This is a genomic window from Achromobacter sp. Marseille-Q4954, from assembly GCF_943737025.1.
In the GTDB taxonomy this organism is placed as follows: Bacteria; Pseudomonadota; Gammaproteobacteria; order Burkholderiales; family Burkholderiaceae_B; genus Achromobacter; species Achromobacter bronchisepticus_A.
This window is the reverse complement of sequence record NZ_CALSFQ010000002.1, coordinates 1,310,090-1,324,467: the sequence shown is the minus strand read 5'-3', so window position 1 is coordinate 1,324,467 and position 14,378 is coordinate 1,310,090. Positions and strand designations below refer to the sequence as shown.

At 68.0% G+C, this 14,378-nt stretch carries 14 protein-coding genes; 7 read left to right on the top strand and 7 right to left on the bottom strand.

All coding sequences use genetic code 11. From position 1 onward, the window contains the following. Window positions 1-15: 15 nt before the first annotated feature. Genes NGK62_RS24135 through NGK62_RS24125 form a run of 3 tightly spaced genes read right to left on the bottom strand, consistent with a single transcriptional unit; the run spans window position 16 to window position 3,422 of the window. Window positions 16-759 carry a GntR family transcriptional regulator gene (locus tag NGK62_RS24135; protein ID WP_059380589.1) on the bottom strand — a complete coding sequence of 248 codons (744 nt, stop codon included), beginning with the start codon at window positions 757-759 and terminating at the stop codon, window positions 16-18. Between the two features lie 2 nt (window positions 760-761). Continuing rightward, window positions 762-2,378, bottom strand: coding sequence for an AMP-binding protein (locus NGK62_RS24130; protein WP_502803096.1), 1,617 nt, complete (start codon window positions 2,376-2,378; stop codon window positions 762-764). A 3-nt stretch (window positions 2,379-2,381) separates the two neighbouring features. Next, complete coding sequence (locus NGK62_RS24125) at window positions 2,382-3,422, bottom strand: cyclase family protein (RefSeq protein WP_251880668.1); 1,041 nt, start codon at window positions 3,420-3,422, stop codon at window positions 2,382-2,384. A 103-nt stretch (window positions 3,423-3,525) separates the two neighbouring features. On the opposite strand from NGK62_RS24125, the gene NGK62_RS24120 reads away from it, so the two are divergent. Both NGK62_RS24120 and NGK62_RS24115 read left to right on the top strand, forming a co-directional pair. Beyond that, window positions 3,526-4,521 (top strand): Bug family tripartite tricarboxylate transporter substrate binding protein, encoded by a 996-nt coding sequence (locus NGK62_RS24120; RefSeq protein ID WP_251880666.1) that lies wholly within the window; start codon window positions 3,526-3,528, stop codon window positions 4,519-4,521. Next, window positions 4,518-5,240 (top strand): SDR family oxidoreductase, encoded by a 723-nt coding sequence (locus NGK62_RS24115; protein WP_118935018.1) that lies wholly within the window; start codon window positions 4,518-4,520, stop codon window positions 5,238-5,240. Before NGK62_RS24120 ends, NGK62_RS24115 begins: the two co-directional genes overlap by 4 nt. Here the strand turns inward: NGK62_RS24115 and NGK62_RS24110 are convergent. Continuing rightward, entirely contained in the window at window positions 5,237-6,112 is an 876-nt protein-coding gene (locus tag NGK62_RS24110) for a GlxA family transcriptional regulator (protein ID WP_251880949.1), read from the bottom strand. The genes NGK62_RS24115 and NGK62_RS24110 overlap by 4 nt on opposite strands. Before the next feature lie 90 nt (window positions 6,113-6,202). On the opposite strand from NGK62_RS24110, the gene NGK62_RS24105 reads away from it, so the two are divergent. Further along, on the top strand, window positions 6,203-6,877 hold the full coding sequence (locus tag NGK62_RS24105; protein ID WP_251880665.1) for a DJ-1/PfpI family protein: 675 nt from the start codon (window positions 6,203-6,205) through the stop codon (window positions 6,875-6,877). A gap of 19 nt (window positions 6,878-6,896) precedes the next feature. On the opposite strand, the gene NGK62_RS24100 is transcribed toward NGK62_RS24105, so the two are convergent. Beyond that, on the bottom strand, window positions 6,897-7,379 hold the full coding sequence (locus NGK62_RS24100) for an Lrp/AsnC family transcriptional regulator (protein ID WP_054454795.1): 483 nt from the start codon (window positions 7,377-7,379) through the stop codon (window positions 6,897-6,899). A 142-nt stretch (window positions 7,380-7,521) separates the two neighbouring features. Between NGK62_RS24100 and NGK62_RS24095 the strand changes: the two genes are divergently transcribed. Next, entirely contained in the window at window positions 7,522-8,145 is a 624-nt protein-coding gene (locus NGK62_RS24095; RefSeq protein WP_251880664.1) for a LysE family translocator, read from the top strand. Window positions 8,146-8,188: 43 nt separating this feature from the next. On the opposite strand, the gene NGK62_RS24090 is transcribed toward NGK62_RS24095, so the two are convergent. Both NGK62_RS24090 and NGK62_RS24085 read right to left on the bottom strand, forming a co-directional pair. Beyond that, complete coding sequence (locus tag NGK62_RS24090; protein ID WP_059380583.1) at window positions 8,189-10,075, bottom strand: ABC transporter ATP-binding protein; 1,887 nt, start codon at window positions 10,073-10,075, stop codon at window positions 8,189-8,191. Window positions 10,076-10,427: 352 nt separating this feature from the next. Then, the gene (locus NGK62_RS24085) at window positions 10,428-11,141 is read right to left on the bottom strand and encodes a GntR family transcriptional regulator (protein ID WP_251880662.1); all 714 of its coding nucleotides are present in this window, start codon (window positions 11,139-11,141) and stop codon (window positions 10,428-10,430) included. Between the two features lie 139 nt (window positions 11,142-11,280). On the opposite strand from NGK62_RS24085, the gene NGK62_RS24080 reads away from it, so the two are divergent. The 3 genes from NGK62_RS24080 to NGK62_RS24070 are packed head-to-tail and all read left to right on the top strand — an operon-like array spanning window position 11,281 to window position 14,317. Continuing rightward, window positions 11,281-12,144: a VOC family protein gene (locus tag NGK62_RS24080; RefSeq protein ID WP_054456504.1), complete on the top strand. Its 864-nt coding sequence runs from the start codon at window positions 11,281-11,283 to the stop codon at window positions 12,142-12,144. After that, window positions 12,141-12,866: a class II aldolase/adducin family protein gene (locus NGK62_RS24075; RefSeq protein ID WP_251880661.1), complete on the top strand. Its 726-nt coding sequence runs from the start codon at window positions 12,141-12,143 to the stop codon at window positions 12,864-12,866. The genes NGK62_RS24080 and NGK62_RS24075 overlap by 4 nt, the downstream gene beginning before the upstream one ends. Continuing rightward, window positions 12,863-14,317: a 2-hydroxymuconic semialdehyde dehydrogenase gene (locus NGK62_RS24070; protein WP_059374175.1), complete on the top strand. Its 1,455-nt coding sequence runs from the start codon at window positions 12,863-12,865 to the stop codon at window positions 14,315-14,317. The genes NGK62_RS24075 and NGK62_RS24070 overlap by 4 nt, the downstream gene beginning before the upstream one ends. Window positions 14,318-14,378 lie beyond the last annotated feature (61 nt).

The following is a 14,378-nucleotide window of genomic DNA, read 5'->3' as shown; positions in this document are numbered from 1 at the left end:
TGTCTTGAATGTGGTCTAGCGATGGGACAGCAGGTCGAATTCCATCCGCACCTTGCTGAACGGGAACTCCAGCCGCGCGTAATACACCACGCGGCCGTCGATGCAGGCGTAGCGGCGTATTTCCGCCACGGGCGAGGACACGGGAATCTGCAGGGACTCGGCGGATTCCTGGCCGGCTTCGATCACGTTCAGCACCTGGCGCGCTTCGCTGATGCGCGCGCCGTAGAACTGGTCCAGCACCGGCGCCACGGTGCTCTTGCGGATTTGGGCGCGGTGCTTGCGGAACAGCGCGCTGTCCAGGAAGACCTCGCTGTAGCAGAAGGGGGCGCCATCAGTGGTGTGCACCCGCCGCAGGTACTGGAAGCTGCCGCCGCGGTCGGCGTCGCAAGGCATGCCCAGGGTGTCGGGCAGGGGCGAATCGGCGCTGGACTCCACCAGTGAAACCGTGCCCAGCTGGTTGCTCAGCTCCACGGTTTCGGCCCAGGTCTTGGGGATCAGCAGGGTGGGCGTTTCAGGCAGTTCGGCATTGACGAAAGTGCCCGACCCGCGGGAGCGGCGGATCAGGCCATCGTCTTCCAGCAGGCCGAATGCCTGGCGGATGGTTGCCCGCGAAATGCCATAGGTTTCCATCAGCGCTTCCAGCGGCGGAATCTGCTGGCCGGGCCGCCACGTGCGGTTCTGGATATTGCTGCGAAACAGCGCCGCCGCCTGCAGATACAGCGGCTGGGGGCTGCGCGAGAAGAGCTTGGGGTCGGGCATGTTCAGGCGGAAGGCGTCGTGGTCGGAGCCGCGAGTATGGCATCGGCCATTTCGCGCAGCCGGTGCTTCTGGATCTTGACCGAGTTGGCGCTTTCCACCGAGGGGAATTCATCCAGCACGGTAAAGCCCGCCGGCGTTTTGAAGCCCGCCATCGCGGCTTTGCACGCGGCGGTCCAGCCCGCCGGGTCGGCCGCGGCGCCCGGTTGCAGCAGCACGAAGGCGTAGGGCACGGTCTTGCCCTTTTGCGTCGCGCCGACCACCTGGCAGGCGCGCACGCCCTGCAGGGTTTCGACCACCTGTTCGATTTCCACCGGATTGACCAGGAAGCCGGACAGGCGCAATGAATCGCCCATGCGGGTCTGGAACACGAACTGGCGCGGATTCAGCGTGTAGCCGAGATCGCCGGTCTTGAAGTAGCCGTCATCCGTGCAGGCGCCGCGGGTGGCCTCGGGATTGTCCAGATAGCCCTGCATCAGGCTGGGTGAGAGGATTTCGAGTTCGCCGGACTGGCCATGCGGCAGGATTTCGCCCGTGGCGGGATCGCGGGCGCGCACGCGCGCCTCGGGGTAGATCAGCGTGCCGCCCGGCTGGTGGCGCGCGGACACGTCGCCCTCGGCGGGATCGCGCGGCTGGCCGGCGACCAGGGCCACCAGCTCGCTGGAACCGTACAGGCCGGTCAGCGGCACGCCGGCCTCGCGGGCCAGGTCCAGCATGTTGTCCAGCGCCGGCGTGAAGCTGGCGAAGCCGAACAGCCGCACCGAGGCGAAGTCGCCTTGGGCTCCCGCCCGCATCATGCCGACCAGGGCCTCGTTGTTGGCGTAGGTGTGCGTCACCGCGTGGCGGCGTACCGCGGCAGAGGACTGGGCGGCGTCGAACACCGGCGCGCAGACCACGGGCGCGCCTTGCGCCAGGCCGCCGGCCAGCGTCGCGAAGCCGAAGGCGCCGCAGAAGGGCGCGCTGGCGAGCACGCAGCTTCGGCCGTCATAGCCATAGGCCCGCGCCACGGTCGCGCCGTGGTTCAACAGCGTGCGCTGGTCGTGCAGCACGAACTTGGGCTTGGACGTGGTGCCGGACGTGGTGAAGCACAGCACGCCCGCATTGGGCTGGGCCGGCGGCGCCGCGTCTGTGCAGGACCGCAGGTCCTGGTAGCGGTGGGCAGGCTTGCCATGAAAGCTGGCGGGCAGCGTCTCGTCGGCATTCGTCAGCGCGATCACGCCTTGCAGGCGCTCCAGATGTTCCGGCGCGACCTCGCCCAGGATGCCCTGGAAGTCTATGCCCTTGAACCCCGGCCAGAACACCAGCCAGTCCGCCTTGCCGCGTCCCAGGATGTCGGCCAGCTCCAGCGCCCGGAAGCGCGTGTTGACCGCCAGCACCAGCGCGCCCAGGTGCGCGCAGGCCAGGAACGATTCCACCCAGGCGGCGCAATTGGGCAGCCAGACCGCCACGCGTTGCCCCGGGCGCACGCCGATGCCGGCAAGGCCGGCGGCCAGCGCGCGGCTGTGCGTCCGCAGTTGCGCCGCGCCGATGGGCTGGTCCTGGTCGATCAGCAGCGGCGCATCGGGCTGGCGCGCGGCCAAGGCGTCCAGGTGTTCGGAGAAAGTCGAGTACGGCATGTTCATGGCTTACACCGTGGCGATGGGCGTCACGGGAGAACCCACCGCGCCAGGCATGCGCAAGGGCGGGGCGGTCAGCAGGAAGCGGTTGCGGCCTTGCGCGTGCAGCCAGTCGGCCAGGTCTTTCAGGTACCAGAGTTCGGCCAGCGGCAGGCCCAGCTTGAAGAGGCAATGGTGGTGCAGCGGCAGGATCGAATGCCCAGGGCCGGACGTGCGCGCCGGATAGGCTTCCACGGCATAGTTGTCCGCGCAGATCGCGGCGATGCCGGATTGCGTGATCCAGTCCAGCAGCGCCCGGTCGGAGCCGTCCAGCACGGCGCCGGTCTGTTCCAGCTTGTGCGGGTCGGGCTGGCCGTCCATGGCCACGATTTCCTCGGCAAAGCCGGTGCGCAGCACCAGCATGTCGCCGCGTTCAACCGTGACGTTCTGCGCCCGCATGGCGGCCTGCAGGCCCGCCAGGTCGACGACCGTGCGGCCGGAACCGTACGCGCGCGCCAGGTCCACCAGCACGCCGCGGCCCTGCATGCCTTTTTCGGCATAGCGGTTGATGCCGAGCTTGCGCGCATACGATCCGCCGGGCGGGCAGCAGGCGTCGTCCGAGTTGTCGGGATCCGCGCCGCCGAACACGTCCACGCCGGCCGCGTAGCCGTTGTAGTAGACGCGGCGCGCCTCGCCGTCCCCTTGGATGTCGAACAGCGCGCCCACGTGGCACAGGCCGTCCCACTGGGTGGAGTACTGCATGGACAGCGTGACCTGGTCGTCGGACAGCACGTCCACGGCTTCGGGCTGCACCTGCGACATCTGGAAGTTCAGGTAGGGCGTGCCTTCGCGGAAGGTGGGCTTGAGTGTGGGGGCGTGGCGGCGCGGATTCAGCACGTTGCCGCCCGGCAGGTCCAGCGGCAGCGACAGGCAGAACACCTTGCCCGCGCGCACTTCCCGCACCGCCTGCAGCACTTTTTCCTCGGTCAGCAGGTTCAGGCGGCCGATCTCGTCATCCGGGCCGAAGTCGCCCCAGGTGGAGCCTTCGGGGCGTTGGGTCCAGCGTTTCATCTGCTTGTCTCCTGGAGGTTTTCTATGTTCTTATGAATATAGTACGTATTTACGTACTTTAAAAAGAAATCCGCAATCAGCGGGTTCGATAGGAGACAAGCCCATGACGCAATTCCTGCAGCGCAGGTTGGCGATCACTGCGCCGGCCCTGGCCGCGCTGGCCTTCCTGACCTTGCCCGCGGCGCACGCCGCCGGCTATCCCGATCATCCCGTCACCGTCGTCGTGCCTTATCCGCCGGGCGGGGGCGCCGACATCTTCGGCCGCGCCATCGCCCACGCGCTGGAACCGGGCCTGAAGCAGACCGTGCTGGTCGAGAACAAGCCCGGCGCCGGCGGCAACATCGGCATGGCCTACGTGGCGCGCGCCAAGCCCGACGGCTACACGCTGGGCCTGGGCACCATCGGCACCCAGACCATCAACCAGTTCCTCTACAACAACATGGCGTTCGACCCCGAACGCGACCTGGTGCCCATCGCGCTGGTTTCCACCACGCCCAACGTCATCGCCGTCAGCGCCAAGTCGCCCTACAAGACGGTGGCGGACGTGATCAAGGCGGCCCAGCAGTCCAAGGACAAGAAGCTGACCTATGCGTCGCCCGGCATCGGGTCCTCGGTGCACCTGACCGGCGCCTATTTCGAAGCCATGGCGGGCGTGACCATGCTGCACGTGCCGTTCAAGGGCACGTCCGCATCGCTGCCGGCGGTGGCCGGCGGGCAGGTCGACCTGCTGTTCGACAACCTGCCGGGCGCGCTGGCGCAGATCAAGGACGGCAATCTGATCCGGGGCGTGGCGGTCACGTCCGCGGCTCGCGATGCTTCGGTGCCCAACCTGCCGACCGTCGCGGAATCCGGCCTGCCGGGCTTTGACGTCACCGCCTGGTTTGCGCTGTACGCCCCGCGCAACACGCCGGAGCCCGTGGTCCGGCAGCTGATCGAAGCCGCGCGCAGCGGGCTGAAGAATCCGGCCGTCGCGGCCAACTTCGCCGGCATGGGCGCCAAGCCTGGCACGCTCTTCGGCGCGGACCTGGCGGCCTTCGAGGCCGCGGAACGCAAGAAGTGGGGCGGACTCATCAAGGACAAGGGAATCACCGCGCAATGAACACGCCCACCGCACTGGTCACCGGCGGCAGCCGGGGCATAGGCCGCGCCATCATCGCGCGCCTGATCGACGATGGCTTCCAGGTCGTCAACTTCAGCCGCGGCGCGCCCGAAGCCCTCTTGCCTGGCGAGACGTTCCGCTCGGTCGACCTGGGCGACCCCGCAGCCACCGTGGCCGCCGCGCAGGAGTTGGCGGCCGAACGCCGGGTCCTGCATCTGGTCAACAACGCCGGCATGATCCAGGTCGCGCGCATCGGCGACGTGACCCAGGAACAGATGGCGCGGATCATGGCGCTGAACGTCACGGCGCCGGTCCTGCTGATGCAGGCCCTGCTGCCCGGCATGCGGGCGGCGGGCTACGGGCGGGTGGTGAATATCGGCAGCCGCGCCGCCCTGGGTAAGGACGGGCGCACCGTCTATGGCGCTTCCAAGGCGGCGCTGGCCGGGATGACGCGCACCTGGGCGCTGGAGCTGGCGGGCAGCGGCATCACGGTGAACACCGTGGCGCCCGGACCCATCGCGACCGAACTGTTCAACCAGTCCAACCCGCCGGGCGCGCCGCAGACGCTGGCGTTGGAGGCGGCGATTCCAGCGGGGCGGGTGGGCCGGCCCGAAGAGGTCGCGCATGCGGTGTCCATGTTCATGGACCGGCGGGCGGGTTTCATGACGGGACAGATGCTGTACGTGTGCGGCGGCGTGTCGGTGGGGCTGGCCGGCTAGCCGCTCAGCGCCTGACCGAGCCGCGCCATTTCCTTCCTGGACATCTTGCCGGATGCCGCCAGCGCCTGCGCCCGCTCCAGGCGCAGGCGCTTGAGCACTTCGGTGGGCGCGACGCCGAAATGCGCGGCGAATTTCCGCTGGAAGGTGCGGCGCGACATCTGGCAGGCATCGGCCATGTCGTCGACCGACCAGCGCGCCGACAACTGCGCCTCGATTTTTTCCACCAGGTCGCGGAACGGCGCGGCCACGCGGTCCTGCATACGCAGCGCCTGGCTGTACTGGCGCTGGTCGCCGTTGCGGCGCATGAATACGACCAACCGGCGCGCGACCCGCTGCGACAGGTCGGCGCCGAAGTCGCGTTCGATCAGCGCCAGCGCCAGGTCGATGCCGGCGGTGACGCCGGCCGAGGTCCAGTACTTGCCGCTTTCGATGTAGATGCGGTCGTCTTCGACGCGCAGGGCCGGGTGTAGCTGGCGCAGCCGATCGGCCGAGCGCCAGTGGGTGGTGACGGCGCGACCGTCCAGCAGGCCGGCGGCGGCCAGCACGAAGGCGCCGGTGCAGACGCTGCAAGTGCGTCCGGCGTCCGCGTCGCGGCGGCGCAGCCAGGCGCGCGTCTCGCCATGGGCGCCCGCGAAATCGGCGCCGGGGCCGCCGGGTACGAACATCATGTCCAGACGCTCATCGTCGTCGTCGGCAAAAGTGCCGTCCACCTGCATGCGCAGGCCCTGTTCCCAGGTGGAAACCTGCGGCGTGGCGCCGATGGTGCCCAGGCGGTAGAGCTTGCGGCCGGCTTCCTCGTTGGCCGAACTGAAGGCTTGCCATGGTCCGGCCAGATCCAGCGGCTGGAAGCCGTCGTACAGGACGAATTGCACGCGCAATGGCGCATCGGGCGGCGTATTTGGCGCACGCGTCCGGGCGCGTCCGCCTATGCTGGAAGTCGTCGTTTCTAACGGAGCATCGTCATGCATGTGAATTTTCTCTTGTTCGAAGGGCTGACCCAGCTGGACATGACCGGACCGTACGAAGTGCTGGCAGGCGCGCCGGGCTTCACCGTGGATTTTGTCGCAAAAACGCGCGATCCGGTGCGCAGCGATCGCGGGCTGTGTTTCGTGCCCACGCAGACCATCGCATCGGCGCCGCCCTGCGACTTGCTGGTGGTGCCAGGCGGGCCGGGCACGGATGATGCCATTGTCGACGCCGACTGGGTAGCGTTTACACGTGCGCAAGGCCTGGCGGCGCGCTATGTATTCGGCATCTGCACCGGTTCGCTGCTGCTGGGCGCGGCTGGCCTGCTGCGCGGCAGGCGTGCTTCCAGCCACTGGCGCGCACGTGAACTGCTGTCGCGCTTCGGCGCCATTCCCAGCGATGAGCGCATGTGCGTGGACGGCAAGTTCTACACCGCGGGCGGCGTGACCTCCGGCATCGACATGGGGCTGAAGGTGGTGGCGGACCTGTGCGGCGAGGACGTGGCCAAGCTGATCCAGCTGCAGATCGAATACGACCCCAAGCCGCCGTTTCCTGGCGGCACGCCCAAGACTTCGGAGCCGGCCGTGGTGCAGCGTTATCTGGAGATGTCGCAGGCGCGCTTCGAGCGCCGCTCGCAGGCGGTGGACCGGGCCGCGGCCGCGATGGCGTGAGTTCGTGCGCGCGGCGCGCTCACTTCGCCAGATGATCCAGCGGCAGCGGGCTTTGCGGCTTGACGGTCTGGATGGCGAAGTTGCTGCGGATGTCCTTCACGCCGGGCAGCTTCAATAGCGTGCCCAGCAGAAAGCGTTCGTAGGCGCGCAGGTCGGGCACCACCACCTGCAGCAGAAAGTCGGACTCGCCCGACACCAGGTGCGCGGCGATGACTTCCGGCAAGGTGCTGACTTCCTCGCGGAACAGGGCCGAGTCGCGCTCGTGGTGCCGCTCCACCTTGATGCCGACGAAGACGGTCAGGCCCAGGCCGACTTCGTCCGGCGCCAGGCGGGCTTCGTATCCCTGGATGACGCCGGCTTCTTCCAGCAGCCGCACCCGCCGCAGGCAGGGCGAAGGGGACAGGCCGATCTGTTCGGCGAGTTCGACATTGGTCAGCCGGCCGTTCTGCTGCAGGGCTTCCAGGATCCGGCGGTCGTAGGCGTCCAGTTCGCGTTTTGGCATGAAATTGGGATTAGGTTTGTTTGATTGGCTGAATATGCCAATCATCATAAATCCAATGGCATGAATAGGATGCACATGCCAGCGCCATTTTCCTAGAATGATCGCCTGAGACAGGACGGAAAGGAGCGGGGAAATGGCGGATATGGCGATGTTTCTAGGGGCTTTGCTGATCGTCTACGTGGTGCCGGGACCCGACATGATCCTGCTGCTGGAAACCGGTGTGCTGCGCGGCAGAGGGCAGGCGCTGGCGGTGGCCGCGGGGCTGGCCATCGCGCGGGCCGCCCACGTGACCCTGGCCGCGCTGGGATTGGCGGCGCTGTTCAAGACCCATCCCTGGGCGTTCGATGCGGCGCGCACGGTGGGCGGCTGCTATCTGGTCTGGTTGGGCTTGCGGCTATTGCGCGCAGGACCCGTGTCCTACGATGCTTCCGGGCAGGCGCCCGCGAGCCGCGCGGGACTGGGGCCGGCGCTATTGAGCGGCGTGTTGACCAATGTGCTCAATCCCAAGGCCTTGTTGTTCTGCTCGGTGCTGCTGCCGCAATTCGTGTCGCCCGCCCAGGGGCCGATAGGCCAGCAGTTCGCCGTGCTGGGCGTGATCCTGGTCAGCCTGGGCTTGGCACTGGACGTGCTGTGCGCGTTGGCGGGCGGGGCGGTGGGGCGCTGGATGTCGGCCAGCCCCCGTGCGCAGAAGATCCAGAGCCGGGTGTTCGGGCTGGCGTTGATCGGCTTCGGCTTGCGCCTGACCGTGGCCCAGCGTCCGGCCTGAACCGCCGGCCCCGCAGCTTGCGCCGCGGGACCGGCCGCCAGGTTTACTTGGCGTAGGCGTACGAGGACTCGTCGGCTTCCTCGTCCTTCGGCCGCGGCGGGACCGCGCCGTCCTCCAGCAATTCCGACTGCGTCAGGCCCTTGGTCAGCTCCAGCGCCTGGCGTTCGAACAGGCGCCGGTACAGGCCGCCCTTCAGGCGGATCAGCGCGTCGTGGCTGCCTTCCTCGATGACGCGGCCGCGGTCCATCACCAGCAGGCGGTCCAGCGCGCGCACCGTGGACAGGCGGTGCGCCACCACCAGCGTGGTGCGGCCCACCATCAGGCGGTCCATGGCCTGTTGGATCAGCACTTCGCTTTCGCTGTCCAGGCTGGACGTGGCTTCGTCCAGGATCAGGATGGGCGCATCGGCCAGGAAGGCGCGGGCCAGGGCCACGCGCTGGCGTTCGCCGCCCGACAGCTTGACGCCGCGTTCGCCGACCAGCGTGTCGTAGCCCTTGGGCAGCGCCATGATGAAGTCATGGGCGCTGGCCAGCCTTGCCGCCTGCTCGATCTCGGCCTGCGTGGCGCCGGGGCGGGCATAGGCGATGTTCTCCGCCAGCGTGCGGTGGAACAGCACGGGTTCCTGCTGCACGATGGCGATCTGGCTGCGCAAGGACGCCTGCCGCGCCTGGGCGATGTCCTGCCCGTCGATCGTGATGCGGCCATCGTTCACGTCGTACAGGCGCTGGATCAGCTTGATGAACGTGGTCTTGCCCGAACCCGAATGGCCGACCAGGCCGACCCGTTCGCCCGGGGCGATGCGCACCGAGAAATGGTCATACAGCGCCTTGTCGTGCGCGCCATAGCGGAACGTCACATCCTCGAAGCGGATCTCGCCAGCCGTCACGCGTAGCTCGCCCGCGCCGGGCCGGTCGTCCACGCCCAGCGGCTGCTTTTCCAGCGCGACCAGTTCTTCCATGTCGTTGACCGAGCGCTGCAGGTTGCGGATGTGCATGCCCACGTCGCGCAGATAGCCTTGCAGCATGAAGAACATCGTCAGGGCGAAGGTGATGTCGCCCACGCTGGCCTGGCCGCGCGACCACAGCAGCAGCGACGCGCCCAGGATGCCCGCCTGCATGGCGACCAGCATGGCGCCCTGGATGCCGCCGTTGATCGTGCCGCGGATCCAGGTGCGGCGCGTGCGGCGGCGCCATTTGTCGACGACGCGGTCCAGCCTGACTTCTTCGCGCGCTTCGGCGCCGAAGGCCTTGACGACCGCATTGCAGCTGACGGCGTCGGCCAGCGCGCCGCCCATGCGCGTGTCCCAGGCGTTGCCCAGGCGCGCGGCCGGCGCCACATAGCCCAGCGACAACGCCGCGGTCACGGCGATGTACAGCACCGAGCCCAGGCCCACCACCAGCCCCATGATGGGCCAGTGCGCGCCCAGCAGGGCGGTGGCGCCCACCAGCATCACGACCGACGGCAACAGCGCGATCAGCAGCGTGTCGTTGAGGATGTCCACCGCCCACATGCCGCGCGTGATCTTGCGCACCGTGGAGCCGGCGAAGCTGTTGGCGTGCCAGTCCGTGGAAAAGCGCTGCACGCGGTAGAACGCGCTGGACACGATCCCATTCATCATCTTCAGCGTGAAGGTGATGATGTTCTGGAATATGGCCTGGCGCAGCAGCGTGCCGCCGATGCCCAGCGCGATCAGCAGCCAGAACGCGGTGACGGCCGCGCTCCAGACGATTTCGTCGCCGGCCGCGCCCGAGGCCACTGCGTCAACCAGTTTGCCGGCGTACAGCGGCGTCAGCACATCGGTCACCGCCGACAGCAGGGCGAGCACGATGATGCCGGAGGTACGCCAGGGCTGCGCGCGCCAATGGCGGAAGGTAAAGCCAAGGACATCCTTGAAGGTCTGTCCTCGTAGATCGATTTTTTTTCTGGCCATTGCAATGGCCCGGCGTCACCAGGACGCCGGGAGTCCTTGTGTGGAAAGAGGAAGGAGCGGCCTGCGCGGCGAGGCGCGGGCGATTGCGTTCAGGTTTTTGGGGCAGGCACGGAGGACCAGTCGCTAGATAGGCATCCAGCGATGGGTCCGCGCGGGCGACGACTTAATGGCGTCGCGGGGACACGCGCGGGATGGCGGTATGCGGATTTATCATCTTGCGCCTCCCAGTGGTGTGAGATGTGGGGGAAAAGGAATGGGCAGAGGCCCGAATTGAAGATTCTATAGAAGTGGTGTAGGCGAAGCAACGGGTAGGCGCGCGCCGGTGTGGGTTTTTTTCAACTGCGCGCGGCGTTCAGCCTGGGGTGAACAGCGTGGGCGGCAGGCGCGCCACGGCGTCGTAGGTCAGGCGGATGTGGGCGGCCAGCAGTTCACAGGCGCGGTCGGCATCGCGCGCCAGCGTGGCGTCCAGGATGCCCTTGTGCTCATCGTCCAGGTCGCGCGCGATGGGTTTGCGCGTGACCGTCAGGCGGCGGTAGCGCTCGGCCTGCTGGTACAGGATGCCCAGGAAATGATGCAGCCAGCGCGAGGGACAGGCGCGGATCAGTTCGCGGTGGAATTCGCGGTTGCGCTGTTCCCATTCTTCAAAGCGGGTGTCGGGGTCGGCGGCCAGGCGCTGTTCGGCCTTGCTCAGCCGGTGGAAGGCGGCCAGCACCGCGCTTTCCCAGTCGTCGTCGCCCAGGGCGATGGACTGGCGCAGGGCCTGGGTTTCAAGCAGCACGCGGTTCTCGGTGATGTCGCGGAAGTCTTCCAGCGAGATCGGCGTGACGTGGAAGCCGCGCTGTCCTTGCGCGATGACCAGCGCGTCCGACACCAGCAGCGCCAGCGCCTCGCGCAGCGTGCCCGCGCCCACGCCGTAATCGTCCTTCAGGTGTTCGACCCGCAGGCGGGAACCCGGCGGATGCACGCCCTGGATGATGTCGCGGCGCAGATTGACATAGGCCGCGCCGACCAGGGTGTTGGCCGAGGCGGAATGGGCGAGCGGGGGGAGGGTGGCGCCGTCTGACATGGGAGCTACTTTATCACTGCGTTCAAAAAATCTCGATAAAAATTATTGACGCCGAGATTTATGCTGCTTATCGTAGAAAAAAAGCGTCGAGACCACGACCGGCACGGAGCCGGCGGCAGGCGCAACCTGGAGACAAGCAGTGATACGGCTACACGACATCCGGTACGTCCGGCTGGGTACCCGCGACCTGGAATCCGCGGTCCGCTACGCGACCGCGGTGCTGGGGCTGGAAGTGGCGCGCAAGGAGCACGGCGCGGTCTACTTCAAGTCCGACTCGCGCGACCACACCCTTTGCTACTTCGAAGGCGATCCGCGCGACCACACCACCGCGTTCGAAGTGGACACGTCCGAAGAACTCGAGCATGCCGGCGCGGTGCTGGAGCGCAGCGGCTATCAGGTCGCCGCAGGCAAGCGCGAGGACGCCGAGCAGCGCTACGTGCGCGATTTCCTCAGTTTCATCGACCCCTCCGGCAACCGCATCGAGCTGGTGCACGCGCCGCATCACAGCGGCCGCCGCTACTTCCCCAGCCGCGATGCGGGCGTGACCGGCTTTTCGCATATCGGCCTGCGCACGCTGGACGCGCGGCGCGACGAAGCCTTCTGGACCGGTCTGCTGTCGGCCCGGGTCAGCGACCGCATCGGCGAAGCGCCGCTGCTGCGCATCGACGAAGTGCACCACAAGATTGCGCTGTTCCCGTCCAGCTATCCGGGCGTGCAGCACATCAACCACCAGGTCGAGAGCATCGACGACATCATGCGCGCCTGGTATCAGCTGAAGGAATGGCAGGTGCCGATCCGCTTCGGCCCGGGGCGGCATCCGACCTCGGGGGCGATGTTCCTGTATTTCGACGGCCCCGACGGCATGATCTACGAATACTCCACCGGCGTGCGCCTGATCACCGCCGAAGACGAGAAGACCTACCGGCCGCGCAGCTTTCCCGCGGTGCCGTCCTCGTTCTGCATGTGGGGCGCCAAGCCCGACATCCCGGAGTTCAAGACGTGAGCGCCGCGCCGATGAAAGCCGACGCCGGCCAGGAAGCCCTGGTGCGGACGGCGGCGCGCGGCCTGGCCCGCGCCGGCCTGGTCCATGCCTACGGCCATTGCAGCAGCCGCCTCGACGCCGGTCACTTCCTGGTATGCGCCGCGCGGCCCATGGGCCTGATCGAACCGGGCGAGGCGGGCACGGTGGTGCCGGTGCATGGCGAGCTGCCCGAGGGCGTGCTGGGCGAGGTCCGCATCCATCAGCACATCTACCGCATGCGCCCCGAAGTGGGCGGGGTGGTGCGTTCCATGCCGCCCACGGTCATGACGCTGTCCTCGGCCCGGCTGACGCCGCAGCCGCGCCATGGCATGGGCTCGTATTTTTCTCCGTCCGTGCCGCTCTGGGACGATCCGCAGCTGGTGCGCAGCGACGCCCAGGCGCGCGGCGTGGCCCAGACCCTGGGCGCGGCGCGCGCCGTGGCCATGCGCGGCAACGGCGCGGTGGTGGCGGCCGAATCGCTGATGCATGCCGTGGTGCTGACCTGGTATCTGGAGGATGCCGCGCGCATCGAATGGCAACTGCGCTCGGCCGGCCTGGCCGAAGGCGCGCCCACGCTCTCGCCGGAAGAGGCGGCTACCCGCGCCGTGGGCACGGGCCGCATCTACGAGCGCATGTGGGAATACCTGACCGCCGGCGACCCTGAAGCGGCGCTGGCAGACCTGTCACAACCGAGGACGCAATGACCGATTTCCGCAACTTCATCAACGGCGAATGGGTCGCCACGGACAAGACGTTCGACAACCGCGATCCGGTCGACAACCGCCTGATCGGACGCATCCACGAGGCCGGAGACGCCGAGGTCGACGCCGCCGTGCGGGCCGCCAAGGCGGCGCTGCGCGGCCCCTGGGGCAAACTCAAGACGCAGCAGCGCGTGGAGCTGCTGCACGCGGTGGCCGACGGCATCATCCGCCGCTTCGACGAGTTCGTCGATGCCGAGATCGCCGACACCGGCAAGCCCTACGACCTGGCCAGCCATCTGGACATTCCGCGCGGCGCGGCGAACTTCAAGATCTTCGCCGACCTGGTGCGCAACATTCCCAACGAGACCTTCGACCTGGAAACGCCGGATGGCGGCCATGCCCTGAACTACGGCGTGCGCGTGCCGCGCGGCGTGATCGGCGTGATCTGCCCCTGGAACCTGCCGCTGCTGCTGATGACCTGGAAGGTGGGGCCGGCGCTGGCCTGCGGCAACACCGTGGTGGTCAAGCCTTCCGAAGACACCCCGGCCACGGCCACGCTGCTGGGCGAAGTCATGAACGAGGTCGGCGTGCCGCCCGGCGTCTATAACGTGGTGCATGGCCGCGGCCCCGGTTCGGCGGGCGAAAAGCTCACGCGCCATCCGCTGGTCGACGGCATCACCTTCACCGGCGAAACCCGCACCGGCGAAGCCATCATGCAGGCCGCGGCGGTGGGCGTGCGCCCGGTGTCCTTCGAACTGGGCGGCAAGAACGCGGGCATCGTGTTCGCCGACGCGGACTTCGACAAGGCGGTGGCCGGCATCGCGCGCGCCGCCTTCGACAACACCGGGCAGGTCTGCCTGGGCACCGAGCGCGTCTACGTGCAGCGGCCGATCTTCGACCGCTTCGTGGCGGCGCTGGGCGAGCGCGCCCGCGGCTTCAAGCTGGGCCGTCCGAAGGATCCTGGCGTCAACCTGGGGCCGCTAATCTCGCAGCGTCACCGCGACAAGGTGCTGGGCTACTACGCCCGCGCCCGCGAAGAGGGCGCCACGGTGGTCGCGGGCGGCGGCGTGCCGGACATGCCGGATGAGCTGGCCGGCGGCGCGTGGATCCAGCCCACCGTGTGGACCGGACTGCCGGAAACCTCGGCCGTGATCCAGCAGGAAATCTTCGGCCCCTGCTGCCACATCGCGCCCTTCGACACGGAAGAAGAAGCCGTCGCGCTGGCCAACGCCACGCCCTACGGCCTGGCGGCCTCGGTCTGGACCAGCAACGTGGGCACCGCCCATCGCATGGGGCAGGCCCTGGAAGTGGGCATCTGCTGGATCAATTCCTGGTTCCTGCGCGACCTGCGCACGGCCTTCGGCGGGGCCAAGCAGTCCGGCATCGGCCGCGAGGGCGGCGTGCATTCGCTCGAGTTCTACACGGAGCTGCGCAATGTCTGCGTGAAGCTCTGACCTGTAAGCAAGCCTTAGTACCGGCAGGCGCCGCGCAGAACGGCGCCGCCGTCCATCCCCC